At 64.5% G+C, this 26,198-nt stretch carries 26 protein-coding genes; 10 read left to right on the top strand and 16 right to left on the bottom strand.

Going from position 1 to position 26,198, the window contains the following annotated elements:
* Positions 1–193 precede the first annotated feature (193 nt).
* Positions 194–790 (bottom strand): shikimate kinase, encoded by a 597-nt coding sequence (locus PCJ49_RS13205; RefSeq protein WP_269911313.1) that lies wholly within the window; start codon positions 788–790, stop codon positions 194–196.
* A gap of 259 nt (positions 791–1,049) precedes the next feature.
* Between PCJ49_RS13205 and PCJ49_RS13200 the strand changes: the two genes are divergently transcribed.
* The 3 genes from PCJ49_RS13200 to PCJ49_RS13190 are packed head-to-tail and all read left to right on the top strand — an operon-like array spanning position 1,050 to position 4,020.
* The gene (locus PCJ49_RS13200) at positions 1,050–1,187 is read left to right on the top strand and encodes a hypothetical protein (RefSeq protein WP_173012469.1); all 138 of its coding nucleotides are present in this window, start codon (positions 1,050–1,052) and stop codon (positions 1,185–1,187) included.
* The gene (locus PCJ49_RS13195) at positions 1,171–3,006 is read left to right on the top strand and encodes a hypothetical protein (protein WP_269911312.1); all 1,836 of its coding nucleotides are present in this window, start codon (positions 1,171–1,173) and stop codon (positions 3,004–3,006) included. The genes PCJ49_RS13200 and PCJ49_RS13195 overlap by 17 nt, the downstream gene beginning before the upstream one ends.
* A 3-nt stretch (positions 3,007–3,009) precedes the next feature.
* On the top strand, positions 3,010–4,020 hold the full coding sequence (locus PCJ49_RS13190; RefSeq protein WP_269911311.1) for a site-specific tyrosine recombinase XerD: 1,011 nt from the start codon (positions 3,010–3,012) through the stop codon (positions 4,018–4,020).
* Between the two features lie 52 nt (positions 4,021–4,072).
* Here the strand turns inward: PCJ49_RS13190 and PCJ49_RS13185 are convergent, their stop codons facing one another.
* From PCJ49_RS13185 to rlmN, 4 genes are all read right to left on the bottom strand, one after another.
* Entirely contained in the window at positions 4,073–4,654 is a 582-nt protein-coding gene (locus PCJ49_RS13185; protein ID WP_269911310.1) for a periplasmic heavy metal sensor, read from the bottom strand.
* Positions 4,651–5,208, bottom strand: a complete 558-nt coding sequence (locus PCJ49_RS13180; RefSeq protein WP_269911309.1) for a hypothetical protein — start codon at positions 5,206–5,208, stop codon at positions 4,651–4,653. The genes PCJ49_RS13185 and PCJ49_RS13180 overlap by 4 nt, the downstream gene beginning before the upstream one ends.
* Before the next feature lie 14 nt (positions 5,209–5,222).
* Positions 5,223–5,828: an RNA polymerase sigma factor gene (locus tag PCJ49_RS13175; protein WP_269911446.1), complete on the bottom strand. Its 606-nt coding sequence runs from the start codon at positions 5,826–5,828 to the stop codon at positions 5,223–5,225.
* A gap of 677 nt (positions 5,829–6,505) precedes the next feature.
* Complete coding sequence (gene rlmN, locus PCJ49_RS13170; RefSeq protein ID WP_089288740.1) at positions 6,506–7,705, bottom strand: 23S rRNA (adenine(2503)-C(2))-methyltransferase RlmN; 1,200 nt, start codon at positions 7,703–7,705, stop codon at positions 6,506–6,508.
* Positions 7,706–7,869: 164 nt separating this feature from the next.
* On the opposite strand from rlmN, the gene PCJ49_RS13165 reads away from it, so the two are divergent.
* From PCJ49_RS13165 to PCJ49_RS13150, 4 genes are all read left to right on the top strand, one after another.
* The gene (locus PCJ49_RS13165; RefSeq protein ID WP_269911308.1) at positions 7,870–8,241 is read left to right on the top strand and encodes a hypothetical protein; all 372 of its coding nucleotides are present in this window, start codon (positions 7,870–7,872) and stop codon (positions 8,239–8,241) included.
* 68 nt (positions 8,242–8,309) lie between these two features.
* Complete coding sequence (locus PCJ49_RS13160; RefSeq protein ID WP_269911307.1) at positions 8,310–9,761, top strand: methyl-accepting chemotaxis protein; 1,452 nt, start codon at positions 8,310–8,312, stop codon at positions 9,759–9,761.
* 374 nt (positions 9,762–10,135) lie between these two features.
* Positions 10,136–10,342: a hypothetical protein gene (locus tag PCJ49_RS13155; protein ID WP_269911306.1), complete on the top strand. Its 207-nt coding sequence runs from the start codon at positions 10,136–10,138 to the stop codon at positions 10,340–10,342.
* 25 nt (positions 10,343–10,367) lie between these two features.
* Entirely contained in the window at positions 10,368–11,828 is a 1,461-nt protein-coding gene (locus tag PCJ49_RS13150) for a methyl-accepting chemotaxis protein (RefSeq protein ID WP_269911305.1), read from the top strand.
* 30 nt (positions 11,829–11,858) lie between these two features.
* Here PCJ49_RS13150 and PCJ49_RS13145 read toward each other — a convergent pair whose 3' ends face one another.
* Complete coding sequence (locus tag PCJ49_RS13145) at positions 11,859–12,359, bottom strand: hypothetical protein (RefSeq protein ID WP_269911304.1); 501 nt, start codon at positions 12,357–12,359, stop codon at positions 11,859–11,861.
* Positions 12,359–14,593 carry a S9 family peptidase gene (locus PCJ49_RS13140; protein WP_269911303.1) on the bottom strand — a complete coding sequence of 745 codons (2,235 nt, stop codon included), beginning with the start codon at positions 14,591–14,593 and terminating at the stop codon, positions 12,359–12,361. Before PCJ49_RS13140 ends, PCJ49_RS13145 begins: the two co-directional genes overlap by 1 nt.
* Before the next feature lie 284 nt (positions 14,594–14,877).
* On the opposite strand from PCJ49_RS13140, the gene PCJ49_RS13135 reads away from it, so the two are divergent.
* From PCJ49_RS13135 to lnt, 3 genes are all read left to right on the top strand, one after another.
* Complete coding sequence (locus tag PCJ49_RS13135; protein ID WP_269911302.1) at positions 14,878–16,452, top strand: diguanylate cyclase; 1,575 nt, start codon at positions 14,878–14,880, stop codon at positions 16,450–16,452.
* A 49-nt stretch (positions 16,453–16,501) separates the two neighbouring features.
* Positions 16,502–17,185, top strand: coding sequence for an HAD family phosphatase (locus PCJ49_RS13130; protein ID WP_269911301.1), 684 nt, complete (start codon positions 16,502–16,504; stop codon positions 17,183–17,185).
* An 82-nt stretch (positions 17,186–17,267) separates the two neighbouring features.
* A complete protein-coding gene (gene lnt / locus PCJ49_RS13125) occupies positions 17,268–18,860 on the top strand; it encodes an apolipoprotein N-acyltransferase (RefSeq protein ID WP_269911300.1) in 1,593 nt (530 codons plus the stop codon).
* A gap of 12 nt (positions 18,861–18,872) precedes the next feature.
* Here the strand turns inward: lnt and PCJ49_RS13120 are convergent, their stop codons facing one another.
* From PCJ49_RS13120 to mnmE, 9 genes are all read right to left on the bottom strand, one after another.
* Positions 18,873–19,319: a PIN domain-containing protein gene (locus PCJ49_RS13120; protein WP_269911299.1), complete on the bottom strand. Its 447-nt coding sequence runs from the start codon at positions 19,317–19,319 to the stop codon at positions 18,873–18,875.
* Complete coding sequence (locus tag PCJ49_RS13115; protein ID WP_269911298.1) at positions 19,316–19,561, bottom strand: type II toxin-antitoxin system prevent-host-death family antitoxin; 246 nt, start codon at positions 19,559–19,561, stop codon at positions 19,316–19,318. Before PCJ49_RS13115 ends, PCJ49_RS13120 begins: the two co-directional genes overlap by 4 nt.
* A gap of 71 nt (positions 19,562–19,632) precedes the next feature.
* A complete protein-coding gene (locus tag PCJ49_RS13110; protein ID WP_269911297.1) occupies positions 19,633–20,058 on the bottom strand; it encodes a nuclear transport factor 2 family protein in 426 nt (141 codons plus the stop codon).
* Positions 20,059–20,128: 70 nt separating this feature from the next.
* Complete coding sequence (locus tag PCJ49_RS13105; RefSeq protein WP_269911296.1) at positions 20,129–21,025, bottom strand: ParB/RepB/Spo0J family partition protein; 897 nt, start codon at positions 21,023–21,025, stop codon at positions 20,129–20,131.
* On the bottom strand, positions 21,018–21,827 hold the full coding sequence (locus tag PCJ49_RS13100; protein WP_089288747.1) for a ParA family protein: 810 nt from the start codon (positions 21,825–21,827) through the stop codon (positions 21,018–21,020). The genes PCJ49_RS13105 and PCJ49_RS13100 overlap by 8 nt, the downstream gene beginning before the upstream one ends.
* A 45-nt stretch (positions 21,828–21,872) precedes the next feature.
* A complete protein-coding gene (rsmG, locus tag PCJ49_RS13095; protein ID WP_269911295.1) occupies positions 21,873–22,478 on the bottom strand; it encodes a 16S rRNA (guanine(527)-N(7))-methyltransferase RsmG in 606 nt (201 codons plus the stop codon).
* Positions 22,479–22,544: 66 nt separating this feature from the next.
* A complete protein-coding gene (mnmG, locus tag PCJ49_RS13090; protein WP_269911294.1) occupies positions 22,545–24,404 on the bottom strand; it encodes a tRNA uridine-5-carboxymethylaminomethyl(34) synthesis enzyme MnmG in 1,860 nt (619 codons plus the stop codon).
* Positions 24,405–24,490: 86 nt separating this feature from the next.
* Positions 24,491–24,790 carry a hypothetical protein gene (locus PCJ49_RS13085; protein ID WP_269911293.1) on the bottom strand — a complete coding sequence of 100 codons (300 nt, stop codon included), beginning with the start codon at positions 24,788–24,790 and terminating at the stop codon, positions 24,491–24,493.
* Between the two features lie 70 nt (positions 24,791–24,860).
* Positions 24,861–26,177 carry a tRNA uridine-5-carboxymethylaminomethyl(34) synthesis GTPase MnmE gene (mnmE, locus tag PCJ49_RS13080; protein WP_269911292.1) on the bottom strand — a complete coding sequence of 439 codons (1,317 nt, stop codon included), beginning with the start codon at positions 26,175–26,177 and terminating at the stop codon, positions 24,861–24,863.
* Positions 26,178–26,198: the final 21 nt, after the last annotated feature.

Genomic DNA, 26,198 nt, shown 5'->3' with positions numbered 1-26,198 from the left:
GGGTGCCGTGGCACCCCCAGCAAATGGTCCAGGAAGCGGCCGGCCCCTTATCGGGCCGGCCGTTTGCTATTATACCAATCTCCCAGGCCCGTTGAAAAAGCCGACCGCTGATCTGATGATTTAGGGTCTGGTCAGACGGTGAATGTGTTCAGAGTTCTGGTTGGCAGGAGCCAACAGCGGGTTCACCCTTGGTTTAATCTTCACCGTCCGGGATGGGAACCGCATCGGCTGCCCCCCCGTCCCCCAGCGCCAGATGGGCGCGCAAGGCCGCCAGCACCCGTTCGGTGGTCTGGTCGGGCGGGCTGTCGTCGCTGTCCACCGTCAGGTCGGCTTCGGCATAGACGGGGTAGCGGATTTCCATCAGCCGGCCCAGAACCTCCCGCGGTTCGCCCTGGCGCAGCAGCGGCCGATGGTCGCGCCGGGCCGTGCGCTGGACCAGCAGGTCCAGATCGGCGCGCAGCCAGACCGACAGCCCATGGTCACGGATCATGGCGCGGGTCTGCGCATCCATGAAGGCACCGCCGCCGGTGGACAGCACCTGCACCGGCGGCTGTTCCAGCAGCCGGGCGATGACGCGGCGTTCCCCATCACGGAACCCCGCCTCCCCGAACCGGTCGAATATTTCCTGGATGGTGCAGCCGGCGGCCCGTTCGATCTCATGATCGGCATCCACGAAGGGCAGGCCCAGCCGGGCGGCCAGCCTTTTGCCGATGCTGGTCTTGCCGGCCCCCATCAGGCCGATCAGCACGATGGTCTTGGGAATGGCGGGGCCGGAGCTTTTGGCGGACATGGGCTTTCTGATCCAATGAAGGCGGCCGGAATGTGGCAGCGTTGCCAGCCCCGGCACCGGGCGGTATGGTGGCGGGGTTGGTTTGGCCGGTGTCGGCGGTTTCCATAGCATGGGCCGACCGCCATCCGCATCCCCCAAGGCCGGGGGGCCGGCCCCGCCCCTGTGGCGGGGGCCCGGCAACCGGCCCGATCGGCCCCCGTTACGACGCGCCGGGGGCGGGGTCGTTCCTTTTCCGTGGCGCGCCTGGAACCGGTTGTTCATGAGCAAGCTGTTGTCGATCCTGCTGTTGCTGGTCCTGGTTACGGGGGTGGGCGGTTTCGCCTTCCTGGCCACCTGGGACATGCCGGCACCCTCGCAACCGGTGGAACGGGTGATACCGAATGACCGGTTCGGCTGATCGCCGCAGGGCGCCGGTGCGGGCGCTGCTGCTGGCCGGGGTGGCGCTGGGCCTGCTGGCCGGTCCTGCCCTGGCGCAATCGGGGGCGCCTGTGCCCCTGTTCCCCCAGGCCCGGCCGGCCGATCAGCCGCCGGCAACCTCTCCGGCACCGGCCGCCCCCGCGCCTGACCGCCCCGCGTCCGATCCGCTGGCGGCCCCGGCCAACGATGGGGCCGGGCGCAGCGCCCTGCCGCTGGACACTCCCCCGGCGGACGGGGCGGGCGGCGGCGGCGATGCTGCCGCCAATGCCCCCAGCCCCCGCGCCCCCAGCGGCATGATGGTGGAGGAGTTGAAGGCCCCCGATCCAGATGGGGTGGGCACGCTGCGCGCCAATGAGGGCGGTTTTCCCGCCGATCTGTGGGCCGGCACCTCCCGCGTGGAGGCCGAAGCGCTGCTGGCCGGCATCCCGGCCGGCCTGTCTTCCCCCGCGCTGCGCGACGGCACCCGCCGGCTGCTGTTGAGCGTGGCCGACCTGCCCGCCGGGGAACCGGCAGCGCGCAGTCTGGCCGCCCTGCGGGTAGAGGCCTTGACCCGCATTGGCGATCTGGCCGGGGCTGATGCCCTGCTGGACATGACCAACGAACCGTTGAAGGACGAGGCGACGGCCACGGCCTGGACGGAACTGACCTGGCTGGCCGGCGACCGCGAACGGGCCTGCACCCGTGTCGGCGATTTTCTTGGCCGGTTCAACCATGCTTCCTGGCAGAAATGGCAGATGGTCTGCCAGATCGCTGCCGGCAATACCGATATGGCCCTGCTGGGCATCGATATCCTGCGCGAACAGGGCGACAAGGACGATATCTTCTTCCGCCTGACCGAAGCGGCAGCCGCCGCGCAGAAGACCCCGGTGAAAGGGGTGGCGGAACCCAGCCCGGTGCAACTGGCGCTGATGCTGGCATCCGGCCGCCTGCCCCCGCCGGAGATGAAGGTGAATGCCGCCGGCCCGCTGGCGGCCCTGGCGCGGGCGGAACAGATCCCGCTCGTGCAGCGGGTGGGCTTTGCCGAACGCGCCGCCCTGCTGGGCGGCATGGAGGCCACGGCCCTGACCGCCTTTTATGAACAGGTGGAAGGCGGTGACCCCAAGGCCATGACGGCCGCGGCGGCCCGCAAGGCCACCCCTTTGTTCCGCGCCCAACTGGTGAAGGCGCTGCGCGCCGAACCGGCTCCCGCCGCCAAGGCCGGCCTGTTCAAGGCCGGCATGGTGGCTGCCAGCACCGGCCAGCAGGCGGGCACCTATGGCCGGCTGCTGCTGGAACAGACGGCAGATTTCCGCCTGACGGTGGGGTTTGCCGTGGTGGCCCCGCTGGTGGCCCGGCTGGCCCTGCTGCAGGATGATCCCAAGGCGGCGGCCCCCTGGATCACCCTGGCCCGCGATGATTACAACGCCAACAAGGATGAAGGGGCCTTTGCCCGGCTCTGGCCGCTGGCCGCCGCCTATGGGCTGGTGCGGGAGGTGGAGATCGACAAGACCCGCTGGCTGCGCGATCTGGGCGGCAATGCTGCGCGCGATCAGGCCGATCAGGTGCTGTTGATCCTGTCGGCCCTGGAACGCACGCCCGATCCGCAGCCCCCCTTTGCCGATGGCAGCCCGGTGGGCGGCAAATCCAAGGCGGCGGCTTGGCTGGATGCGGTGGCGCTGCTGGGGCCGGAAGGGGTGGCCGGTGCGGCGGCGACGGATATTGCCGAGATTGTCGCCAATCTCAACCGCGCCGGCTTGAAGGATCAGGCCCGCCGTCTGGCGGTGGAGGCCATCGCCAGCCTGCTGCGTCCGGTCGGCTGAACCATGGCGGTAACGGGGGAAAAACCGACCGGGGCCAAGGCACGCCCTGGCCGCCCGCGCAAGGCGCCGGCCCCGCTGCCGCCCTGGGTGGATGGGTTTCTCGACATGATCGTGGCGGAGCGCGCCGCCTCCGCCAATACGCGTGATGCCTATCGCCGCGATCTGGGCGATGTCGCCGCCTTCCTGGCCGCCCAGGCCCGCCCGGCACTGGATCGGGCCAGCAGCGACGATCTGCGGGCCTATCTGGACCATCTGGCCGCCGATCAGGTGAAGGCAAAATCATCCGTGCGCACGGTGGCGCGGCGGCTGTCGGCCCTGCGGCAATATTATAAGTTCCTGGTGTCGGAAGGGGTGCGGGCGGAAGACCCGGCCTCTGTGCTGGACACCCCACGCCAGGGCCGGCCGCTGCCCAAGATATTGGGGGAAGCGGATGTGGTGGCCCTGCTGGCCGCAGCATCCCGCCGGGGCGCGCCGGAGGGGCGGCGGCTGAATGCCCTGCTGGAAATCCTCTATGCCACCGGCCTGCGCGTCTCCGAACTGGTGGGGTTGCCGGTGGCGGCGCTGATGCGCGATGGCCGCGCCCTGGTGGTGCGCGGCAAGGGCGGCAAGGAACGGCTGGTGCCGCTTTCCGTGCCGGCGCGCGAGGCGCTGACGGCCTATCTGCCCGACCGGCCCTATTTCATGACGCCGGGGCGGGAGAGCAAGCAGCAGCATTACCTGTTCCCCTCCCGCGCGGCGGCAGGCGTGCTGACCCGCCAGCGTTTCGGCCAGTTGCTGAAGGAACTGGCGATGGAGGCGGGCCTGCCCCCGTCCAAGGTCAGCCCGCATGTGCTGCGCCATTGCTTTGCCACCCATCTGCTGGATCATGGGGCGGATTTGCGCTCGGTGCAGAAGATGCTGGGCCATGCCGATATCGGCACCACGCAGATTTACACCCATGTGGTGGGCGAACGGCTGAAACAGACGGTGGAACGCCACCACCCGCTGGCGCGCGGGGGGCCGAAGAAAGGGTAGGGGGCTGCCCGTCTGTCATTTCCCGGCCTCCCCCGCGCAAGCGGGGAAGGCATCATTGCGCAGACGGCGGCGGGTTCACCATGCGGTCGCGGTTCATCGGGATGGCGCCGGGATGGGGTCCCATTCCGTCACCCGGTTCCCCCTCCGCCCCGCCACCGTCGACAAATCGACGGGAAAAGCGGGACTCGGCCAGTTTGCGCCGACCCTCCGGCGACATCTTCGCCAGGGCTTCCACGATTTCCGCAACGCGCGCCCGGTCCAACGCATCCCGCTTGGCGGAAAGCTGTTCAAACGCGGCCAGCAGGGCCGGGGCGTCGAACGGGTCGGCTTTGACCAGCTCCAGCATGGTTTCAAACTGGCCCCGCACCTCCGGCCCGGCCAGCCTGAACCGGCCGCCGCCTTTTTCCAGCACATCGCGCAGAATATCGGCATCGGCGGGCGGCAGGTCGTTCAGCGACTGGCGAAACAGCATCAGGTCACGTGCCGGGCCCGGCATCGCCCCGCTGATGGCGGGTGAGCCTGCTACCGGCTGGCGGCTATGGCCCAGCCAGTCCGGCACCAACATGCCCAGCAGGAAAAGGTTCAGGCCGACCGACCCCAGCAGGGCGGTCCGCAACAGGTTCTGGCCACTCATTCAAACAGGCTTTCCAGGGAATAGGGGGCCAGGAACAGGGCGGGCAGGTTGCTGCCCGTCTCCTCCACCGGGTGGGAAGCCATGGGGGCGCCCGCCGGTTTGGTACTGGCGGAACTGGCGTGCAGCGGCGTCAGCATCCCCACCAGCAGGCCGAAGGCCGTGCAGCTGGCCAGGCTGGCGGCGCGCGACCAGCCGGGGGAGGGCAACAGCCCCCATAAAAGCGCCAGCAATCGGCCCCGCCCCCAGCGGGACGCCGGGCGCTGCGGTTTGCGGTTGCTGTTGACCGCCGGCCCCGGCAGCGGCAATGCCGCCAGCGCGCCCGACACCACGCGGTCCAGCCGGGCTGCATCCACCTGCGGGGCCGGCATGGCATCCAGCAGCGCATCCAGGGCGGCGGCTTCCCGCAAGGCCACCCGCGCCGCATGGGAACGGGTCAGCAGCGATTGCGCGGCCGCGCGCTGTTCGGCCGGCCAGCGGCGCATGGCCGCGCCATGCATATCCAGCATCTCCCGAAAGGCGGCCAAATTCATGGCGCCCGTTTCGGGTTCAGCCATCCTGTCTGTTCGGTTCATCCTTCATTCTCCCCCACCCCGGTGACCCCCATCGCTGCCAGCCGACCGCGCAAGGCGCGTCGTGCCCGTGCCAACAGCGACTCGACGGCGGGGACGGACAGTTCCATCACCCGTCCCGCCTCGGCAGCACTCATCTCCTCATAATAGCACAGGGAAATGGCTGCCCTCTGCCGTTCCGGCAAGTCGGCCATGGCCGATGCCATTTGTGCCGACATTTCCCGCCGCGCAATCACGGATTCCGCACCCGGGGCCGGATCGGCCATTTCCGGGGCATCCTCCAGCGGGGCGAAACCCGGCCGGCGGCGGCGGTCGATACAGAGATTGACCACCACCCGGTGCAGCCAGGTGGAAAAACGGGCGCTGCCGCCCGCCTGCCATTGCCCAGCGCGCGCCCACACACGCACCCAGGCTTCCTGCACCACCTCGTCCGCTTCCCCGGCACTGCCCAGGATACGCTGGGCAACAGCCAGGGCGCGCGCCGTGTGCCGGTTGGCCAGCACCGCAAACGCCGCCCTGTCGCCGTTGGCTATGCGGGCCAACAGCATGTCGTCATCCAGCAACGGCTCCACCGCATCCTTGGGAGTCGGCACGGCAACCTTCATCGTCACACCTTGGTTCCATGTGCCCCGCCAGGTACCTCTTCCCGTCAGGGCCGTCTGGATGTGCGGCCATGTTTGGCTGCCCATGCATTATACGGGCAGCCATTCGGGAAGCTGTCGGCTGGGGGCCTCCCCTCTTGCATAAAAAAGCCCGAAAAAAAATGCAACAGCCGCGAAGGTTTTTCTTGAGTGTGACGTATAAGCAATATCGCCACCCGATACGACGCCCCATCGGCATCGGGTTGACGGCGGACGGCGCCCACCCGTCCGGCCATCGGCTTTGGCGATCTGGGTACCGTCCCCGGCCCCTGCCGGCCCGCCTCCCCCGCCCCTCTTGGCGGGTAGCGCGGGCCGGGGGCGGACCCCTTTCAGTTCTTCGTTCTTGATTATCTCTTCCCCAAAAACTTCAGGCCCCGCCAGTGGCGGGGCCTGTTTTCTTGAGCAGGTGCCGAAATGTGCGCTGGTGGTGGGCCACAGCAAAAATCCCCGCCAGGGGCGGGGGCTTCAGCAGCGACAAACTGTGACACCATTCCCCCATGAGCGCGCAAGCCAAGCACCGCATCGTCCGCTGTCCCGGCGGAAAGTGGTTGCGGCCCCAAGGCAAACCCGACAGCGACGGCTTCCAGCATTATTGGGCACGGGCAACCGACTGCCGGGTCTGCCGCCCCGGGAGATTGGTATCACAGCGCCAGTGCCGCCTCCTTGGCCGCGATCTGGGCAGCATATTCGGCTGCCAGGATCTTGTGCTGTTCCAACTGGGCGGAACGCTGGGAAGCGCTCGCGCGCTGGCTCTCACTCTTCAACTGGCCGCAGGCGGCCAGGATATCGTCGCCACGCGGGCGGCGGATCGGGCTGGCATAGCCGGCCTCGTTCAGATAATCGCTGAACTTCTCAATCTGGTCCCAATCGCTGCGTTCAAACGGCGAACCGGGCCAGGGATTGAAGGGGATCAGGTTGATCTTGGACGGAATGCCGCGGATCAGGCGCACCAGCTCGCGCGCGTCCGCCATGCTGTCATTCACGCCCTTCAGCATCACATATTCCCAGGTGCAGCGCCGGGCATTGTTCAGGCCCGGATATGTCCGCACCGCTTCCATCAATTCCTTGATCGGGTACTTGCGGTTGATGGGCACGATGCGGTCGCGCAGCTCATCATTCACCGCGTGCAGGGAAACGGCGAGGTTGACGCCCAATTCCGCGCCCGCCCGCTTCATCATCGGCACCACACCCGACGTAGACAGGGTGATGCGCCGCTTGGAGATGGAGATACCTTCCCCATCCATGATGATCTTCAAGGCCTTGGCGACATTGTCGTAATTATAGAGCGGCTCCCCCATGCCCATCATGACGATGTTGGAGAGCATCCGGCCATCCGGCGGGCTGGGCCATTCGCCCAGATCGTCGCGGGCCAGCATCACCTGACCGACAATTTCATCCGCCGTCAGATTGCGCACCAGGCGCTGGGTGCCCGTATGGCAGAAACGGCAGGTCAGCGTGCAGCCGACCTGGGAGGAGACGCACAGCGTGCCGCGATCTTCCTCGGGGATGTGGACAGCCTCCACCTCCTGCCCGTCATGGAAGCGGCAGAGCCACTTGCGCGTGCCATCTTCCGACAGCAGGGCCTTCATCGGGATGGGCCGGTCGACGACGAAATGCGCCGCCAGCTTTTCCCGCGCCGGCTTGGCCAGCGTCGACATCTGCGCGAAATCGGTGGTGCCGCGATGGTAGATCCAGTGCCAGACCTGCCGCGCGCGGAACTTTTCGAAACCGGCGGCAACCAGCGTTGCCTCCAGCTCTTCGCGGGAAAGCCCAACAAGATTGGTCAGCCCGTCCGCGCGGGGGGCGGCGGCGAACTTGTCGCTGTGATTTTCGATACCCATGATGTGCCGATAGATGGGGCAGAAACCGGCTTCTGTCAAAGGCGCAGCCGGTCAGGGTGCCTTGCAGGCGCTGCGGGGCACCGGCAAGGCCGGCGCAGGGGCAAAAGACGAACCGAATAAGGCAAGTTCCAAACTATCTGCCGAACCCTATGCAGAAGGCCAGATTGCGTGATACGAAAAAAAACGACAGTTTTGTCGACACGCCATCAGGAATTCCAACAATGAAGAATCACCATCATATCGTGATCTGCATCGTTGCCTTGGGTGGTATCCTGCTTCCTTTACTGCTGAGTGGTCGGGCACCAGCGGCCATTGGAACCGTGGCCGTAATGATGGCACCCTGGTTATCCCAGCAGAGCCAGACCCAGTGGCTGGCACAGTCGGGGGTTCTTCTGCGTGAGGCGGGTATGCTGCCGGGCAGCTGGATTGTCGAGGTGGAAGATGCTGCGACCGCAGCGCGGCTGTCACAGCTGCCCGCCCTGACCTTCCCCAGCCGGGCAAGCGGCTGCACTGGCGGGCCACCGACACCCCGCTGAGGGGCGGCAAGAACAAAACCAAAATATCGAAAACAGGGCTTGGCTTAACTGGCTGGGAATTTTGAGAAATGCTGTCAATCAACACGATCCGCCTGCGGGCCCTGGTTGGCTTTGTTGCCTTCTTCTGGGCCTGTGTCCCGATTACAACCCTGGTCGCTTACCTGGACAAGGTGAGCGTCCTGGGGGGCACGGCGGGGGCCGCCCTGGTTGCCACCATTGCCACGATTGCCTGGCGGGGTGGCATGGCGCGCCCCGCCATTGAATATCTGTTTGCCATCCTGGGCATGGTGCAGGTCTCCATCATGGTGGCCTGCGCCGAAGGCCCCTGGCAGATCGATTTCCACATGGTTTATTTCGCCGTGTTGGCGATGCTGGCCGTGTTCTGTAACTGGAAGGTGATCGTGGTCGCCGCCGCCACGGCGGCGGTGCATCATCTGACCTTGAGCTTCCTGACCCCCTGGCTGGTGTTCGGCAATGGCGGGGAGAGCATTCTGCGGGTGCTGTTCCATGCTGTGATCGTGGTGATGGAAACCGCCGTGCTGGCCTGGCTTTCGCACAACATGGAAAAAGCCTTCAGCAATGTTGAAACTGCCCTGGCCGGCACGGTGGTGGAGGTGGAACGGCTGAAACGGGAGCAGATCGCCGCCGAGGAGGCCCGCCGGGCCGAACTGATCGCCCTGAATCACAGCTTGGCCGACCGGTTTGCCAGCGATGTGCAGACGCTGACCCAGCGCATGGACGGGGCGGTGCGCACCCTGCGCCATGAGGCGGAGATCATGGGCCGGCAAGTCAGCGATACGGAAAGCGCCACCCAGGGAGCCAAGGCCGAAGCCGCCGATGCTGTCAGCCACGCCGCCAGCGTGGCCGGCACGGTTGAGCAGATGGCGGCCACCATTGCCGAAGTATCGCAGACGGTGGCTGCCACCGCCAGCCGGGTGCGGGAGACGACGGCTGATGTGCAGAATGTCGAACGGCGGGTAGCGGAACTGTCAGATGCGGCCAGTAATATCGGCAATGTGGTGCAGCTGATCGCCAGCATTGCCGGCCAGACCAACCTGCTGGCGCTGAATGCCACCATCGAAGCCGCCCGCGCCGGGGAAGCCGGCAAGGGCTTTGCCATTGTCGCCTCGGAAGTGAAGAATCTGGCCACCCAGACCGCCAGGGCCACCGAGGAGATCAGCCGGCAGATTGCCGAGATTCAGGCCGTGACCGGTACCGCTGTCACCGCCATTGGCGAGGTCTCCCGTTCCATCGGTGCGGTGGATGACAGCGCCACCGACATCGCCGCCGCGATGCGCCGTCAGGAAGGGGCGGTGGTGGAAATCACCCAGTCAATCCAGGCCGTCTCCAACCGCACGGCCAGCCTGGGCAGGGTGATCGGTTCCATGGCCGACGTCGCCAACAAGATTGCCGATGCCATCCATAAAACCAGCCAGACGGCCGCCGATACCGAACAGATGGGATCGGACATGAACAAGCGTCTGGATGCCTTCATCCAACAGTTGCGCCGGGCGGCCTGATCCGCCGATAAGAAAGCGCTGCGGATCACACCCTGGATCGGGACCGACTGTCCCGATCCAGGGTGTTGCTTATTTGGGGAACCACAATCGCTTCCGGGACAGTCACTGGCAGTCTCTAATAAAGACGCAAGCGTTGTTCATTACAACTTTTCCAAATCTCCTATATCCAAATCTCGGCAATTGTATCTGACCGGTTGGATAGGTGGCGATGGCAACAGCCCCGCCTATTTCCTGCGTCATTGATCCACTTCACCTTCGCCTCTGCCGACATGCCCAGACATTCACTCAAGCTGCTCTGGCTTGTGGGATGCCTATGCCTGTCATCACCCCTTTTGGCCGCCGGGCTGTTGCAGCCCGCGCGGGGAACCATGGCGGTGATGCTGTGGCCTTGGCAGCCCCAGGAAAGCCAGCTGCGCATCCTGGCCGCCACCGGCGTGTCATTGCGCCAGCCTGGGACCATGCCAGGTGTGTGGATTGTGGAGGTGGAGGATGCTGAAACGGCCGCCCGCCTGTCACGCGTGGCGGTGTGGCGGCTGCCCTCAACGGCGGCTGGCTGCGTACCCTCGCCCAGCCGGGCCTGACCGACCAGAACCGAGGTCTTCCCCCATGTTGTCGATCACCACCATCCGCCAGCAGGCGCTGCTGATCTTCACTTTGTTCTTCTGGGCCTGTGTTCCGGCCGCCTTTGCCACGGGTTTGTTAAGCGGCATTGGCAGCGCAACACCGCCATTGCTGGCCGCTGCGGTGGCACTGATCGCCACGCTGGCCTGGAAAGGCGGCATGGCCCGGCCAGCGGTAGAATATCTGTTCGCCATGCTGGCCATGGTTCAAGTGTCGGTGCTGGTGGCATCGGCGCAAAATGGCTGGCAGATTGATTTCCACATGGTCTATTTCGCTGTACTGGCCATGCTGACCGCCTTCTGCAACTGGCGGGTCATCCTGCTGGGGGCCGGGGTGACGGCGGTACATCATTTATCCTTCAGTTTCCTTTTGCCATCCCTGGTGTTCGGCACGGAAAGCGGCAGCCTGGGCCGCGTGCTGTTTCATGCGCTGGTGGTGGTGATGGAGACGGGGGTACTTTCCTGGCTGGCCTATGGGCTGGAACGCAGCTTTGCCGCCAGCGACAGCGCCACGCAGCGGGCGGAGGCAGCAGCAGCGGAAACCGAGCGGCTGCGCCATGCCCAGCTGGCCGCGGAGAATGCCTTGCGGGCCGAACGCACGGCCGTGCAGAAATCGCTGGCCGATCGCTTTGCCGCCGACGTGGAGACCATCACCCGCCGCCTGGATGCGGCGGTTCGGGGCCTGCGGGACGAGGCGCAGATCTTGGGCAATCAGGTGGCGGATACGCAGAGCGCCACCCGATCAGCCCGGGGCGAGGCGGTGGATGCCATCAGCCATACCGCAGCGGTGGCCGCCGCCGTGGAGCAGATGGCCGCCAGCATCACCGATGTCACCCGCACCATCCACCAGACCGCGACCCAGGTGCGGGAGACGGTGCAGGAGGTACGGCTGGTGGAAGGGCAGGTGGCGGATCTGTCGGGCGTGGCGGAACGTATTGGCGGGGTGGTGCAGTTGATCGCCGATATTGCCGGCCAGACCAATCTGCTGGCGCTGAACGCCACCATCGAGGCGGCCCGTGCCGGAGAAGCAGGCAAGGGCTTTGCCATCGTCGCGTCGGAGGTCAAGGGGCTGGCCAATCAGACGGCACGGGCGACCGAGGATATCAGCCGCCAGATCGGCGAAATCCAGAGTGCGACCCAGGCGGCCGTCGCCGCCATCAGCACCGTGGCCCGCTCCATCGGGGCGGTGGATGGCAACACGGCGGAAATCGCCGCCGCCATGCAGCAGCAGCAAGCCACGGTGGGGGAGATCAGCCGATCCATTCAGACGGTTTCCGGTCGGGCCACCACCCTGGGCCAGCTGGTGGGGAACATGGCCGATATGGCCTCCTCCGTCGCGGGTGCCATCGGCAAGACAACTGCCACAGCCGGTGATGCGGAACGGATGAGCGGGGAAATGAACCGGCGGCTGGGCGCCTTCATCCATGACCTGCGCCAGGCCTCCTGATGCTGTCATTGCCTGCCGGGGCCGGGCGGATCAATCCGGTCCCGGCAGGTAATGGCCCAGGGCCAGGAAATTTTCCCGCGTCGCCTTATCCACCACCAGCCCGCGCGCCAGCACGGCCTCGGCGACACGGGCGGCGATGGCATCGAAACCTTCCAACTGGCTTTCCAGCGCCAGCCGCCGGCCACCACCGGCCAACACCAGACGCATCCAGCCGCCGGACCGGTCACGCTTGGTTGCGTAATATTTCAGGCTGACCCTCTCCAGCGCCGCCCAGTCGATGCGCCGCTGCCACAGGCCGGTAACCTGCAGGCCCGCCGCATCCACCCGGATGGTTTCCAGCTGGCGGGCCAGGGTGCGCAGGGCGAAGACCAGGAACAGGCCCGCCACTGCGCCCAGCGGCACCGCGATCACCGGATGCGGGGTGACCAGCAGGAATGGCCCGCCGGACAGGGCCAGCCCCGCCGCCGCGCGCAGACCATCGGCCTTTTGCGCATCGGCGGGGTAGCGGGCGATGATGCCGCCCTCCATCATCACTGGCTGATGCCGTGGGCACGCAGGATGAAAGCCTGGGACAAAGCCACCTCCTTCAGCTTGTCGAAGCGGCCCTTGGAGCCGCCATGGCCGGCCGTCATTTCTGTCTTCAGCAGCACCACATTATCATCCGTCTTCATCACCCGCAGCCGGGCCGCCCATTTGGCCGGCTCCCAATAGGTGACGCGGTAATCATTCAGCCCCGCCGTGATCAGCAGCGGCGGATAGGGCCGCTTGGCCACATTGTCATAGGGGCTGTAGGTCTTCATGACCTTATAGACGGCTTCATCATTGGGATTGCCCCATTCCGGGTAATCGCTGGCGGTCAGCGGCAGCGTATCGTCGAACAGGGTGTTCAGCACATCGACGAACGGCACATGCGCCACCGCCCCGGCGAACATGCCATCAGACGCCATGTTCAGCACCGCCCCCATCAGGGTGCCACCGGCGGAGCCGCCCTCAATGGAGATATGGCCGGGGCTGCTATAGCCCTGGTTCACCAGGAACTGCGCTACATCGATGAAATCATGGAAGGTGTTTGGCTTGTTCAGCACCCGGCCGGCATCGTGCCAGGGCCGGCCCATTTCCTCGCCACCCCGGATATGGGCGATGGCATAGGCGAAACCGCGATCCAGCAGGCCGATGCGGGCGCTGGAGAAGCTGGGATCAATGGCAATGGAATAGGAACCATAGCCATAGAGATGCAGCGATGCCTTGCCGTCCTTCTTGAAATCCTTGCGATAGACGATGGAGACGGGGATCAGCGTGCCGTCGCGCGCCGGTGCCATCAGGCTTTCCGACGTATAGAGCGTGGGATCATAGCCGCTGGGGATTTCCTGCACCTTGCGGGTGGTCAGGCTGCGGGCGGCCAGATCGTAATCATAGGTGGTGGGTGGTGTGACCAGCGAATTGTAACGCAGGCGAATCGTGCCGGTGTCATAAACCTCATTATTCGCCGCCGCCACGGCGAAGGCGGCATCGGGGAAGGCGATCGTATGGGTATCGCCCTTGGCATCGCGCACCCAGACCTGCTGGTTGCCATCCTGGCGGCCGAACACCACCAGCCAATCCTTCAGCGCCAGCAGGCCGGTCAGATATTGCCGGTCAGAGGCGGGCATCACCTCCTGCCAGTTCTTTTCCGACCAGTCGGCCAGCGGCGCCTTCACCAGCCGGAAATTCAGGTGCTTGTCATTGGTCAAAATCCACAGCGTATCGCCCTGATCGGCCACGCTGTACAGGTGGTTGTCCCGGCGGGGGATCACCACCTTGGGCTTGGCATCGGGCTGATCGGCCGGGATCAGCATGGTTTCGCTGGCTACCAGCGTGCCGCTGCCAATTTCGATGAAGCGGCCGGACTGGCTGGCAGAAATACCCACCCACCAGGAGGGGTCTTTCTCCTCATAAACCTCAATATCCGTGTCATTGGCGGCGCCCAGCGTGTGGCGCAGCACCTTTTTCGGCCGCTGATTCTCATCACGCAGCACATAGAACAGGGTCTTGTTGTCCGCCGCCCAGACGATGGAACCCGACGTGCCGGGAATCGGCTGGCCGATCAGCTCCCCGGTCGTCAGATCCTTGACCACCAGGGCAAAATCCTCCGACCCGCTGTCATCATAGCTATAGGCGAGGTAGCGCCCATCGGGGCTGGGCTCAAACCCGCCCAGGTCGAAGAAGCCCTTGCCGGCCGCCAACTGGTTAACATCCAGGATGACGGTTTCGCTGCCTTCCGCAGCATCCTGCGGGCGGCGGACATAAACCGGGTGATCCTGGCCGGCAGAATAGCGGCCTTGATAGATGTAATCGCCCTGGCGATAAGGCACACCGCTGTCATCTTCCTTGACCCGACCCTTTAATTCGGCGAACAGCTTGGCGCGCAAGCCATCCTCCTCCTTACCCATCACCTGCTCGGTATAGTTGTTTTCCGCCTTCAGGTAATCCAGCACCGCCGGGTCATCGACCTTGGGATAGGAGCGATCCCGCAGCCAGTCATAAGGGTCGATATAGGTGTCGCCATGGCGCACATGTTCCACCGGAACCTGTTGGGCAACGGGCGGGGCCGGGAAATTGCCCTGCTTCAGCGGCGGCAGCACGGTGGCCTGGGAATTGTGATCGGCGGACATCTCAGCCTGCTTGTTCGGGGTCAGGATATAGGCCGTGGCGACACCCGCCACCAGCACGGCAAACAGGGCGAGAACCGCCGGTTTGCCTTTATTGCCACGCGTTGAACCTGACATGCTGATCCCCTTGGGTGGATGAAGGGGGACAGGATATGCGCGTCGCCCGCTTCCTGCCAGTGCCTTGCCAACGCAAGAAAATTTCCTTCCCTTTCGCTTCCCGCCCCATGCTGCATGGCGATAATAAGGACAAGCATTTCAGGAAAATTCGGCTATACTCCCCCCGGATTACAGATTGCATACAATCGTCGCGGCAACAGCGCTTCTGGAACGGCGGGGGAACAACCTGCCGGATGCAAGGGCTGGAATGGACGCGCAGGCACCAACCGGTTGGGGGATTATCGGTGGACGGGGTTGAGGATGATTTCCTGTTCGCGGAAGATGGGTCGCTGCGCGCGCCAACCCCTGCCGCCGCTTCCCCGGTCTCAACCGTGCTGGCCCCCTGGCGGGTGCTGATCGTCGATGATGACGAAGAGGTGCATAGCGTCACCCGCTATGCCCTGCGCAAGGTTAATTTCCGCAACCGGCCGCTGGAGCTGATTTCTGCCTTCTCCGCCGCCCAGGCGCTGACCATCCTGAAAGCGCAACCAGACATGGCGCTGGTGCTGCTGGATGTGGTGATGGAAACCGACGATGCCGGCCTGCGGCTGGTGCGGGCCATCCGCGATGATCTGGGCAATCACACCGTCCGGTTGATCCTGCGCACCGGCCAGCCCGGTCAGGCACCGGAAGAACGGGTGATCGTCGATTACGACGTGAATGATTACAAGGCCAAGACGGAGCTGACGGCGCAGAAGCTGTTCACCACCGTTATTGCTGCCCTGCGCGCCTTTGACGATATCGTCGCCATTGAAACCAACCGGCATGGCCTGCGCCGGATGATTGCGCTGGACGACCGGCTGCGCCCGGATATGGGCCTGGAAGCCTATGCCCAGACCGTGCTGGAACAGACGGGCGCCATCCTGGGGACAATGGTTGACGGGTTGGTCTGCGCGGTGGAAACCGACGGGAATGACAGCGCCGATGCGCCGCGTTATCGGCCGGTAGCCGCCAGCGGCAACTGGGCGGGCGAAGCGCTGCCCCTGCCGGGCCATCCGCTGCACCAGGCGCTGGCCGCTCTGGAAACATCCCGCCAGACGGGGGCGGCGGGTCAACGCGCCGGGCTTTATCTGCCAGGGCCGGATGGCAGCCTGTTCCTGACCCTGCTGGATTGCGGCCGCCCGCTGGGCCCGCTGGATTGCGACCTGCTGGGCGTGCTGGCGGCCAAGGTGGCGGCCGGTCTGGCCAATATCGTGCTGTATGAAAAGCTGCGCCGGGTGAATGCCGATCTGCGCAGCATGACCCAGACGCTGGAAAGCCGGGTGACCGAACGCACGCATGAGCTGATGGAAGCGAATGCCAAGCTGGAACGGCTGGCCAGCATCGACAGCCTGACCGGCATCATGAACCGCCGCTGCTTCATGGAACATGCCTTGCGGGAATGTGAGCGGGCAGGGCGTTACCATCGCCAGCTTTCCCTGCTGCTGATCGATCTGGACCGGTTCAAGCTGGTCAATGACAATCACGGCCATGCCGCCGGCGACACGGTGATCCGTCAGGCGGTGGAACGGGCCGCTGGCGTGTTGCGCACCAATGACTGCATTGCCCGCTATGGCGGGGAGGAACTGGTGGTGCTGCTGCCCGAAACCGGGCTGGAGATGGCCCAACGCGTGGCCGAACGTGTCCGCCAAGCCATCGGCGCCACCCCGATCCCGCATGAAAATGTCGCCATCCCGCTGACCGCCAGCATCGGTGTGGCCGAATGGTGTGGGGAGGCGGAAAGCCTGGACCAGTTGCTGGACCGGGCCGATCAGGCGCTTTATGCCGCCAAGCAGGGCGGCCGTGATCGTGTGGAACTGGCACGGGTGGCGCTGGCGTGATAGCCAGTGCACCTTCGTTCTGACAGATGGATCATCCCAGGCTGTTTCCATGACCAGGTCCGCCATGCTTGCCACCACCGCCCTGCCGCGCCCCATCCATGCCGTTGTCTTTGATATGGACGGGCTGCTGATCGACACAGAGCGGCATGTGAAACTGGCAACGCTGGAGACGGCAGCCGCCATCGGGCGGCCGATGCCTGAGGAATTCTATGCCGGCATCATCGGCACCCCCTGGACCGAAACCGTCACCCTGCTGCGGGATTTTTTTGGCGGTGAAGACAATTTGCGCGCTTTCATGACTGCGTTTGAGCCCCGCGTCACCGACCTGCTGGCCGATGTGGAGCTGATGACCGGCGTGGTCGATCTGTTGGACACGCTGGACCAGATCGGGATGCCGCTGGCCGTGGCCACCTCCACCGGTCGGCTGAAGGCTGACCAGCATCTGCGCCATGTCGGCATCCATCACCGGTTCCGCACCATCGTCACCCGCGATGATGTGACGCGCGGCAAACCCCATCCGGAACCCTATCTGACCGCAGCCGCCCGGCTGGGGGTTGACCCCGCCCATTGTCTGGCGCTGGAAGACAGCCATAATGGCATCCGCGCCGCCCATGCCGCCGGCATGATGGCGGTGATGGTGCCGGACATGCTGCCCGCTACGGCGGAAATCTCCGCCCTTTGTCACTATGTGGCCGATGATCTGCACGGGGTACGGCGGCTGATCTGCCCTTGAGGGGAAAAACCGGTGGGTGCTCACCATCATGCCGCAATTGCGCTATAGAATGGGTCATCCGCCGATTGTTCCTTGAGAGAAGATGAGCGCCCTTTCCCTTGAAGCCGGCCCGCTGGCCGGCCTTGCCACCCGCCTCAAGGAACTGACCGGCTGGCGGCTTTATGGGCTGGCAGCACTGGCCGGCGCCCTGGCAACGGCCAGCCTGCCACCATTCCATGCGCTGCCGCTGCTGCTGGTATCGTTTCCGCTGCTGCTGTGGCTGCTGCAGGGGGCGGGTACGGCGAAGCGCTGCTTCTGGGTCGGCTGGTGCTTCGCCTTCGGCCATCATGTGCCGGGGCTTTACTGGATTTCCGTGGCGCTGTTCGTCGATATCGGGCGCTTCTGGTTCATGCTGCCGCCCGCCGTGCTGGGCCTGCCGGCCCTGCTGGCCGTGTTTGTCGGGCTGGGCTGTCTGCTGCATCGTTGGCTGGTGGGGCGGTTCGGGCTGGGGCCGGTGGCCTCCCTGCTGGTCTTTGCCCTTTGCTGGGTGGGGATGGAATGGCTGCGCGGCCATATCTTCACCGGCTTTCCCTGGAACCTGATCGGTTATGGCTGGTGGCCGGTGAAGCCAGTGCTGCAGGCGGTTTCCGTCACCGGCATCTATGGCCTGTCGCTGCTGACCGTGCTGCTGGCCACGCTGCCGGCCCTGGCCGTGGGAGCCAACTGGCGTCACCCGGCCGCCGCCGGTTTGGCCGGGCTGCTGCTGCTGGCCGGCTGGGGTGGCTGGCGCATGGCGGGGCAGGGGATGGAGACGGTGCCGGGCGTGATGTTACGCGTGGTGCAGCCGAACATCCCGCAGACCCTGAAATGGGACCCCAATGCCAAGCTGAACAATGTCCGCCAGACCATCAACCTGTCCGCCGCCGACGGGTGGGAGAAGGTCACGCATATCATCTGGCCGGAAACCGCCATCCCCTATTTCCTGCAGGCCCCGGCCGATGGCAATGACAGCGCCGTGCTGGCCCAGACGGTGGGGCGTATTGCACCCGCCGGCGGCCTGCTGATCACCGGGGCGCCGCGCGCTGGTAAGGGCGCCGATGGGGCGGAGCATTATTATAACAGCCTGTTCGCCCTGGATGCGGGCGGGGCCATCACCGCCAGTTTCGACAAGTTCCATCTGGTGCCGTTCGGCGAATATATGCCGCTGCGCGATTTCCTGCCTGCGGGCATCAATGCCGTGGCGGCCTCTTCCAGCGATTTCAGCCCCGGTCCCGGTCCGCAAACCCTGACCCTGCCGGGCCTGCCCGCCTTCAGCCCGCTGATCTGTTATGAGGTGATCTTCCCCGGCCATGTCGCCCGCACCGGCGAAAACCGGCCGCACTGGCTGCTGAACCTGACCAATGATGCCTGGTATGGAAATTCCACCGGCCCCTACCAGCATTTCGCCATCAGTGCCGTGCGCGCGGTGGAGGAAGGGGTGCCGATGGTGCGGGCCGCCAATACCGGCATTTCCGGCGTGGTCGATGCCTATGGCCGCGTCACCGCCCGGCTGGGCCTGGGTGAAACCGGCCACCTGGATGCCGCTCTCCCCCTGGCTGCCCCGGTCACCCCCTATGCCCGTTTCGGGGATGGGATGCTGGCCATGTTAATGGCGCTGGTGGCTGGACTGGCGGTGCTGACACGGCGGGTGGGGTGAGTCTTTCCGGTTTTATTGCTGAAGAAGGGCAACCAATAACGGATGCTGCGGCCCCATTAAGGGGTTCACCACCGTAACCCCACCCCAGGTAAAGCCATTCTGCAGGTCTTCAGACAACAGCAAACGGCACCCCCCCTGCGAGGCAGCAACCAGAATAACGGCATCCCAGATACCGAAACCATGATCAGCGGCCAGATCTGCCGCCGTCACCATGATATCAGGCGATGTGGGGATCGTTTGAAAACTGTCGGACCAGCCAAGCAGAACCTCACGGGCCTGCAACTTGGACCGCCCTCCCTTACGCACCAGAACATTAAACAGCTCGCCCAAGACCTGGACGGGAATCAGAACCGATGCCTGTGGCAAATGGCGCAGCAGGGCATGAACGGTATCCCGTTTCAGCGCATCATTCACCCCCTCCGCATAGACCAGGATATTGGTGTCGAGCGCGATTCTCACCGTTCATCCTCATAAAGCTCATCGCGTGTCCAGCGCCCGGCCTGGACAATGGGTTGAGCTTCCAGGCGAGAAAGCAGGGCTTCGCGCGCTGCGGCTGGAACCTTGGTCTTCTCGTCAGCGGGTATGATACGGGCAACGGGTTTACCATGCGACGTCACCACATAGGATTGCCCCTCACGTACCCCGCGCAGGATGTGGGAAAATTTGCGGTTGGCATCCGCCGCAGAAATAGCCTCTTCCATGGCAAGCCCCATTTGTAGTGATAATAACTACTTTATGGAAAAATGAGATAAAGGGCAAGGGAGCCAGGGAGCTATTCCTGCGAACCCGGCAGCTTGCCCGGTTCTTCATAGGCGATGACCACCGCCAGCTTCCACCCGGCAGCCGCATCCCGCCGCAGCACATAGGAGGTGGAAAAGCGCATGATCTCCGCCCGGTCCTCGCTGCGCAGCAGCCATAGCACCTCGGCCCGCGCCAGATCGGGGCCGCAGGGCCAGGCCCAGACAGCGGCGGGCACCGGCCAGGCTAGGCCAATGCCGTGATAGGTGGCGAACATCGCCTCCACATAGTGCCGCACCGCCGCATCATCGGCATGGGTCAGCGGGTGGGCCGCCGTCAGCACCGTCAGCGGTCGGTCAAACAGGGCCGTCAGGGCCGCCGCGTCATAGGCGGCAAAAGCAGCGCTGTAGCGATCAAAGAAAGCCGCAACTTCGGCCCCGGTCGGATTCTCGCCATTCATGGATGCCTCCCATTAATTTATTGATTTTATTGCCATAAGAAAAAGGGGCGCCGAAGCGCCCCTTTGCAACTCACCGCCGCAGGATGCGGTTCAGCACCCCATCCAGCTGATCCAGATTGCGGTAATGGATCTGCAGCGTGCCCTTCGGCCCGTTGGCGGACAGTGTCACCTTCAGCCCCAGCGCGTGGGACATTTCCCGTTCCAGCGCCACCGTGTCCGGCGCCTTCTCCTTTGGCGCAGGGGCAGTGCTGGCCGGCTGTTCGGCCATGCGCTTCACCAGCGCTTCCGTCTGGCGCACATTCAGGCCCTGTTTGATGACCTCCTGCGCCAGGGCCAGCGGGTCGGCCGCCGTCAACAGGGCGCGGGCATGGCCCATGGACAGGCTGCCATCCTGCACCAGCGCCTTCACCGGGTCGGGCAGGGCCAGCAGGCGCAGCATGTTGGCCACATGCGACCGGCTTTTGCCAACGGCGCGAGCCAGATCTTCCTGCGTATGCTCAAACTCATCCATCAACCGCTTGAAGCCTTCGGCCTCTTCCAGCGGGGTTAGGTCGGCGCGCTGGATATTTTCGATCAGCGCAATTTCCAGCGCTTCACGGTCCGTCAGCGTGCGAACCAGCACCGGCACTTCATGCAGCCCGGCAAGCTGGGCCGCCCGCCAGCGGCGTTCACCGGCGATGATCTCATAGGATTGCGCACCCGGTGCCGCTGCAGGATCTTTACGCACCAGCAGCGGCTGCAGGATGCCACGCTCCCGCACGCTTTCCACCAGGGCCGACAGGTCATCCTCGTCGAACTTGCGGCGCGGCTGATATTTGCCGGGGTGAACATGGTCGATGGGCAGCAGCCGGGTCAGGCGAACCCGATCCACCTGCTGTTCCTCCTCACCACCCGTTGCCTCACCGAACAGGGCGGAAAGGCCGCGTCCCAGGCCGGTCCGCTGCTGATGCTTTTTCGGTTCATCCATAAGCCAACTGCCGCTTCCGCTCGCGCTTCAACATCTCGCCCGCCAGATGGATATAGGCCTGTGCGCCGGCTGACTTGTGGTCATACAGCAGCACCGGCTTACCATGGCTGGGCGCCTCGGACACCCGCACATTGCGGGGGATCACCGTCTCGTACACTTTCTCCCCGAAGAAGCCGCGCACATCGGCGGCCACCATGTCGGAGAGATTGTTGCGACGATCAAACATGGTCAACACCACGCCGTTGATTTCCAGCGTGGGGTTGAAGGCGCGCTTCACCCGCTCAATCGTGCGGATCAGATGCGACAGCCCTTCCAGGGCATAGAATTCACATTGCAGCGGCACCAGCACGGCATCCGCCGCCGCCAGCGCATTCAGGGTCAACAGGCCCAGGGCAGGGGGGCAATCGATCAGAATATAATCGAAGCCGCCGGTGGATTTTTCCAAACTGTCCTTCAGGCGGAACTCCCGGCGTTCGACGCCGACCAGTTCCACCTCAGCACCCGACAGATCGACATTGGCCGTCACCACCCACAGGCCGGGGACCGTGGTTGTCACCGCCACCTCTTCCACCGTCAGGTCGGCAAACAGCAGATCATAAATGCCAAACTCACGGTTCGACTGGGGAATGCCCAGGCCGGTGGAGGCGTTGCCCTGCGGATCATTATCGATGATCAGCACGCGCTTGCCCACCGCCGCCAGGGCGGTGGCCAGGTTGATGGTGGTGGTGGTTTTCCCCACGCCGCCCTTCTGGTTGGCAAGCGCGATGATATGGGCACGGGTGGCGGGAATGGGCAGAGACATGCTCGACACTCTCGTTAACCTCAGGTTTGGCGCGCGTGACGCGGATCAGCGCGGAGAAATGTCGGACAGGCGAAGCAAGGTGCCCGCCGCGTCAGTCTGGCTTGGAAAACGCTCAATCCGCATATTCCAGGAATCTCGCACGGCGGTCAATTCATCCTCCGCCGTCTTGCCCTTGGGGAACAGGCAAACACCATCCTTTTTTAACAGGCGGTGTGCCCAGGGCAACAACATGGTCAGTTCCGCCAGGGCACGCGCCGACACAATATCCGCCGGCGGCACCTCTGCCACCTCAATCCGCACGGCATGAACGGTGGCCGGGGCCCCCGTCAAGCGGGCGGTTTCCCGCAGAAAGGCGGCCTTGCGTACATCGGATTCCACCAGATGCACCGACGGCACCCCCATGATCGCCAGCACCAAACCGGGGAAGCCGGCACCCGATCCCAGATCGACCTGAACCTGGGTTCCTGCAGGGACCAGCGCAAATAACTGGGCGGAGTCGGCCAGATGCCGGCCCCAAATATCATCCAGAGTGCTCTTGGCCACCAGATTGATGGCCGGGTTCCACTTGCGAAGTTGGGCCTCATAGACCTGCAGCTTGTCCAGTGTTTCACGTGAAACACCGAAACGGGCCTGGAACTGCGCCGGGGTCATCAGCATCCTCTAAGGCAACGGAACAGGGGCCAGCGATAACGAAGCCGGCCCCCCGTCGTCAAGCGATCAAGCGGCTGTATGCCGCTTCTTCACATGGCGCAACAGGGCGGTCAGCGCTGCAGGCGTCATGCCGGGTATACGGGCAGCAGCCCCCAGGGTCGCCGGCTTGGCGTTGCGCAGCTTCTGCCGGATTTCGGCAGAGAGGGAGGCGATGCTGTCCGGGTCCAGATCGGTCGGCAGTTCCAGCGCCTCATCCTTGCGGAAGGCGCGGATATCCGCCTCCTGCCGGTCCAGATAGCCGGCATATTTGCCATCGATTTCCACCTGTTCGGCAATGTCTGGCGACAGGCTGTTCAGTTCCGGCCAGACCTGGCAGAGGCGGGGGAAATCAATCTCGGGATAGCGCAACAGGTCCAGCGCCGTGCGGCGGACGCCATCCTTGTTGATATGCAGCCCGTGCTTCTCCAACTCATTCGGCGTGGCCGACAGGCCAGTGACCAGGGCGCGCGCCTCGGCCAACGCCTGCTTCTTCTCCGCCCAATGGGTGGCACGTTCCACCCCGACCACGCCGATGGACAGGCCCCGATCGGTCAGCCGCTGGTCGGCATTATCGGCACGCAGCAGCAGGCGGTATTCCGCCCGGCTGGTGAACATGCGGTAAGGTTCGTTGGTGCCGCGCGTGATCAAATCATCAATCAGCACCCCGATATAGGCTTCCGCCCGGTCGAGCACGAAGGGGGCTGAACCGGCAACGGCCAAGGCGGCATTGATGCCGGCGATCAACCCCTGGGCCGCCGCTTCCTCATAGCCCGTCGTACCGTTGATCTGCCCGGCCAGGAACAGGCGGGGCAGGCGGCGGGTTTCCAGCGTGCGGGTCAACTCCCGCGGATCAATATAATCATATTCGATGGCATAGCCGGGCCGGATCATCCGCACCTGTTCCAGGCCGGGGATGTGCTTCAGGATTTCAAGCTGCACATCGCGCGGCAGGCTGGTGGAGATGCCGTTGGGGTAAACCGTGTCATCGTCCAGCCCCTCCGGCTCCAGGAAAATCTGGTGCCGGTCCTTGTCAGCGAAGCGGACAATCTTGTCTTCCACGCTGGGGCAATAGCGCGGACCAATGCCTTCGATCTGGCCGGAATACATCGGCGCCCGGTGGATATTCTCCCGGATGATGCGATGGACCTCCTCGGTCGTATAGGTGATGGCGCAGTCAATCTGCGGCGTGGTGATGGCGCGGGTGAGGGTGGAGAAGGGCGGCGGCGGCATGTCGCCCGGCTGTGCCTCCAGCCCGGCCCAATCAATGGTCTTGCCGTCCAGCCGGGGCGGCGTGCCGGTCTTCAACCGGCCCAGGGCAAAGCCCGCCCGTTCCAGCGTGTCGGACAGGCCGAGGGCCGGCGCTTCGCCCACACGGCCAGCGGGAATTTTCTCTTCACCAATATGGATCAGGCCACGCAGGAAAGTGCCGGTGGTCAGCACCACGGCCCCCGCGCGGATGGTTTCGCCCGTCGCCGTCACCACGCCGGCGCAATGGCCGGCGGCATCAATCACCAGATCCTCCACCGCGGCCGCGATGATGGTCAGGTTTTCCTGTGCCGCCAGGGCCGCCTGCATAGCGTTGCGATAAAGCTTGCGGTCGGCCTGGGCGCGGGGGCCGCGCACAGCAGGGCCCTTTGACCGGTTCAGGATGCGGAACTGGATGCCGCCCTGGTCGGTGACGCGACCCATCACCCCATCCAGCGCGTCGATCTCCCGCACAAGATGGCCCTTACCCAGGCCACCAATGGCCGGGTTGCACGACATCTCGCCAATGGTTTCGATCTTATGGGTCATCAGCGCGGTGCGGGCCCCCGCACGCGCCGCCGCAGCGGCAGCCTCGCATCCCGCATGGCCGCCGCCAACCACGATCACATCATAGTTCTGCATGGGGCGGAAAATACGGCGAAATGGTTCGCCTGTCAAAGCGGCGGGTGCGCATGGGTACTGATAAATTAAGCTGGGAAACTGGAAAATTACCTTTTCTTATCGAAAACTATGTGGAGTATGAAAAATACAAACGCCCCAATACCCCCAATAGCCCATGTATCAAATTTCCCCCAAGGAGTTTTAAGAGATAGACTAAAATATCCTCCACTTAATACACCCCATCCAAACATAAAAATGAAAATTCCCCACAATATAATAAAAATTGCCTGTATTGGTTGATTTATGAAACCGTTTATTATTGATTTTCTGTCTTCTTTCTTTGTAATAAAATTATAAACTGTTAAAACCAGCATAAAATTTAATATAATAAATCCTAAGGCGGCCATGCATCACCTTTATTATTGCGGAGAATTAATATTTTCTCAATTACATGAGTATTGAGATTAGAGCCTACTTCTATTTCCCAATACAGAAATCCCGGAAGATCACGTCCAGCAGTTCTTCCACATCCACCCGGCCGGTGATGCGACCCAGCGCACGGGCGGCAAGGCGGACATCTTCGGCGGCCAGTTCGGGCAGGGGGGCGGAGAGCGCCCGCTGCAGGTTCTCCCGGCATTCTTCCAGCGCCGCCCGGTGGCGGGCACGGGTGAGGGCGGGCGCACCGGAGGGGGCGTAGCGGCGGGAAACCTCATCGGTCAAAGCCTGCAACAGCGCCGGCACCCCATCCCCGGTGCGGGCGGAGACCTGCAGCACCGGCTGGGCGGAAAGCGGCGGGGTGGCGCCCGGCTGGTCCGCCTTGTTCATCACCAACAGCGCATCGCCATCGGCTAGGGCTAGGGTCGCCGGGTCGGGATCGGACAGGCCATCGAAGACCAGCAGTTTCAGGTCCGCCTTGGCCGCCCGGTCCAGTGCCCGGCGGATGCCTTCGCTTTCCACCTGATCGGCGGCATCGCGCAGGCCCGCCGTGTCGGCCAGCAGCACCGGATAGCCGCCCAAATCCAACTGCACCTCAATCACATCGCGCGTCGTGCCGGCCTGGTTGGAGACGATGGCCACATCACGCCGCGCAATCGCGTTCATCAGGCTGGATTTGCCGGCATTGGGGGCCCCCAGGATGGCGATGGAAATGCCATCGCGCAGCCGTTCCCCCCGGCCCTGATCGGCCAGATGGGCGGACAGCTCCTCCACCAGGGTCAGCACCACCGGGCGCACGGCGTCGGACAGGCCACCCGGCAAATCCTCCTCGGGGAAGTCGATATCGGCTTCCAGATGGGCCAGCGCGCGGGTCAGCCGGTGCCGCCACCCCTCATAAAGCTGGCCCAAGGCGCCTTCCATCTGGCGCAGGGCCTGGCGGCGCTGCGCGGCGGTTTCGGCATCCACCAGATCGGCGATGGCCTCCGCTTCCGTCAAATCCAGCTTGCCATTCTCAAAGGCCCGCCGGCTGAACTCCCCCGGTTCGGCCACGCGCAGACCCAGATGGGTCAGGGCGCTGGTGGCCGCGTTTAGCACCGCCCGCCCGCCATGCAGATGCAGTTCCGCCACATCCTCACCGGTAAAGCTGGCCGGGCCGGGGAACCAGAGCAACAGGGCCTTGTCGAACAGCTCCCCCGTCGCCGGATCGGTCAGGCCCGCCAGCCGGGCCATGCGCGGGCGGGGCAGGGTGCCGGCCAGCGCCAGCAGGGTGGGGCCTGCAGCGGGGCCGGAAATCCGGATCACCTGCACCCCGGCACGGCCGGCGGCAGAGGCCAGGGCAAAAATCGTATCGGCCTGCATCAGCGGTGTTTCACGTGGAAC

Origin of the sequence: Niveispirillum sp. BGYR6, assembly GCF_027568365.1 — a bacterium.
In the GTDB taxonomy this organism is placed as follows: Bacteria; Pseudomonadota; Alphaproteobacteria; order Azospirillales; family Azospirillaceae; genus Niveispirillum.
Note: the sequence above shows the minus strand (reverse complement) of the source record. Positions and strands in the feature narration are given on the sequence as shown.

Excerpts from the sequence above, each read along its gene's own strand:
- PCJ49_RS13160 (WP_269911307.1), top strand. The coding sequence starts at position 8,310 with ATGCTGTCAATCAACACGATCCGCCTGCGGGCCCTGGTTGGCTTTGTT.
- PCJ49_RS13140 (WP_269911303.1), bottom strand. The coding sequence starts at position 14,593 with ATGTCAGGTTCAACGCGTGGCAATAAAGGCAAACCGGCGGTTCTCGCC.
- PCJ49_RS13145 (WP_269911304.1), bottom strand. The coding sequence starts at position 12,359 with ATGATGGAGGGCGGCATCATCGCCCGCTACCCCGCCGATGCGCAAAAG.
- rlmN (WP_089288740.1), bottom strand. The coding sequence starts at position 7,705 with ATGGGTATCGAAAATCACAGCGACAAGTTCGCCGCCGCCCCCCGCGCG.
- lnt (WP_269911300.1), top strand. The coding sequence starts at position 17,268 with ATGAGCGCCCTTTCCCTTGAAGCCGGCCCGCTGGCCGGCCTTGCCACC.
- PCJ49_RS13110 (WP_269911297.1), bottom strand. The coding sequence starts at position 20,058 with ATGAATGGCGAGAATCCGACCGGGGCCGAAGTTGCGGCTTTCTTTGAT.
- PCJ49_RS13150 (WP_269911305.1), top strand. The coding sequence starts at position 10,368 with ATGTTGTCGATCACCACCATCCGCCAGCAGGCGCTGCTGATCTTCACT.
- PCJ49_RS13085 (WP_269911293.1), bottom strand. The coding sequence starts at position 24,790 with ATGGCCGCCTTAGGATTTATTATATTAAATTTTATGCTGGTTTTAACA.
- mnmE (WP_269911292.1), bottom strand. The coding sequence starts at position 26,177 with ATGCAGGCCGATACGATTTTTGCCCTGGCCTCTGCCGCCGGCCGTGCC.
- PCJ49_RS13200 (WP_173012469.1), top strand. The coding sequence starts at position 1,050 with ATGAGCAAGCTGTTGTCGATCCTGCTGTTGCTGGTCCTGGTTACGGGG.
- PCJ49_RS13205 (WP_269911313.1), bottom strand. The coding sequence starts at position 790 with ATGTCCGCCAAAAGCTCCGGCCCCGCCATTCCCAAGACCATCGTGCTG.
- PCJ49_RS13195 (WP_269911312.1), top strand. The coding sequence starts at position 1,171 with ATGACCGGTTCGGCTGATCGCCGCAGGGCGCCGGTGCGGGCGCTGCTG.
- PCJ49_RS13100 (WP_089288747.1), bottom strand. The coding sequence starts at position 21,827 with ATGTCTCTGCCCATTCCCGCCACCCGTGCCCATATCATCGCGCTTGCC.
- PCJ49_RS13130 (WP_269911301.1), top strand. The coding sequence starts at position 16,502 with ATGACCAGGTCCGCCATGCTTGCCACCACCGCCCTGCCGCGCCCCATC.
- mnmG (WP_269911294.1), bottom strand. The coding sequence starts at position 24,404 with ATGCAGAACTATGATGTGATCGTGGTTGGCGGCGGCCATGCGGGATGC.
- PCJ49_RS13180 (WP_269911309.1), bottom strand. The coding sequence starts at position 5,208 with ATGGCTGAACCCGAAACGGGCGCCATGAATTTGGCCGCCTTTCGGGAG.
- PCJ49_RS13190 (WP_269911311.1), top strand. The coding sequence starts at position 3,010 with ATGGCGGTAACGGGGGAAAAACCGACCGGGGCCAAGGCACGCCCTGGC.
- rsmG (WP_269911295.1), bottom strand. The coding sequence starts at position 22,478 with ATGACCCCGGCGCAGTTCCAGGCCCGTTTCGGTGTTTCACGTGAAACA.
- PCJ49_RS13185 (WP_269911310.1), bottom strand. The coding sequence starts at position 4,654 with ATGAGTGGCCAGAACCTGTTGCGGACCGCCCTGCTGGGGTCGGTCGGC.
- PCJ49_RS13115 (WP_269911298.1), bottom strand. The coding sequence starts at position 19,561 with ATGGAAGAGGCTATTTCTGCGGCGGATGCCAACCGCAAATTTTCCCAC.
- PCJ49_RS13105 (WP_269911296.1), bottom strand. The coding sequence starts at position 21,025 with ATGGATGAACCGAAAAAGCATCAGCAGCGGACCGGCCTGGGACGCGGC.
- PCJ49_RS13175 (WP_269911446.1), bottom strand. The coding sequence starts at position 5,828 with ATGAAGGTTGCCGTGCCGACTCCCAAGGATGCGGTGGAGCCGTTGCTG.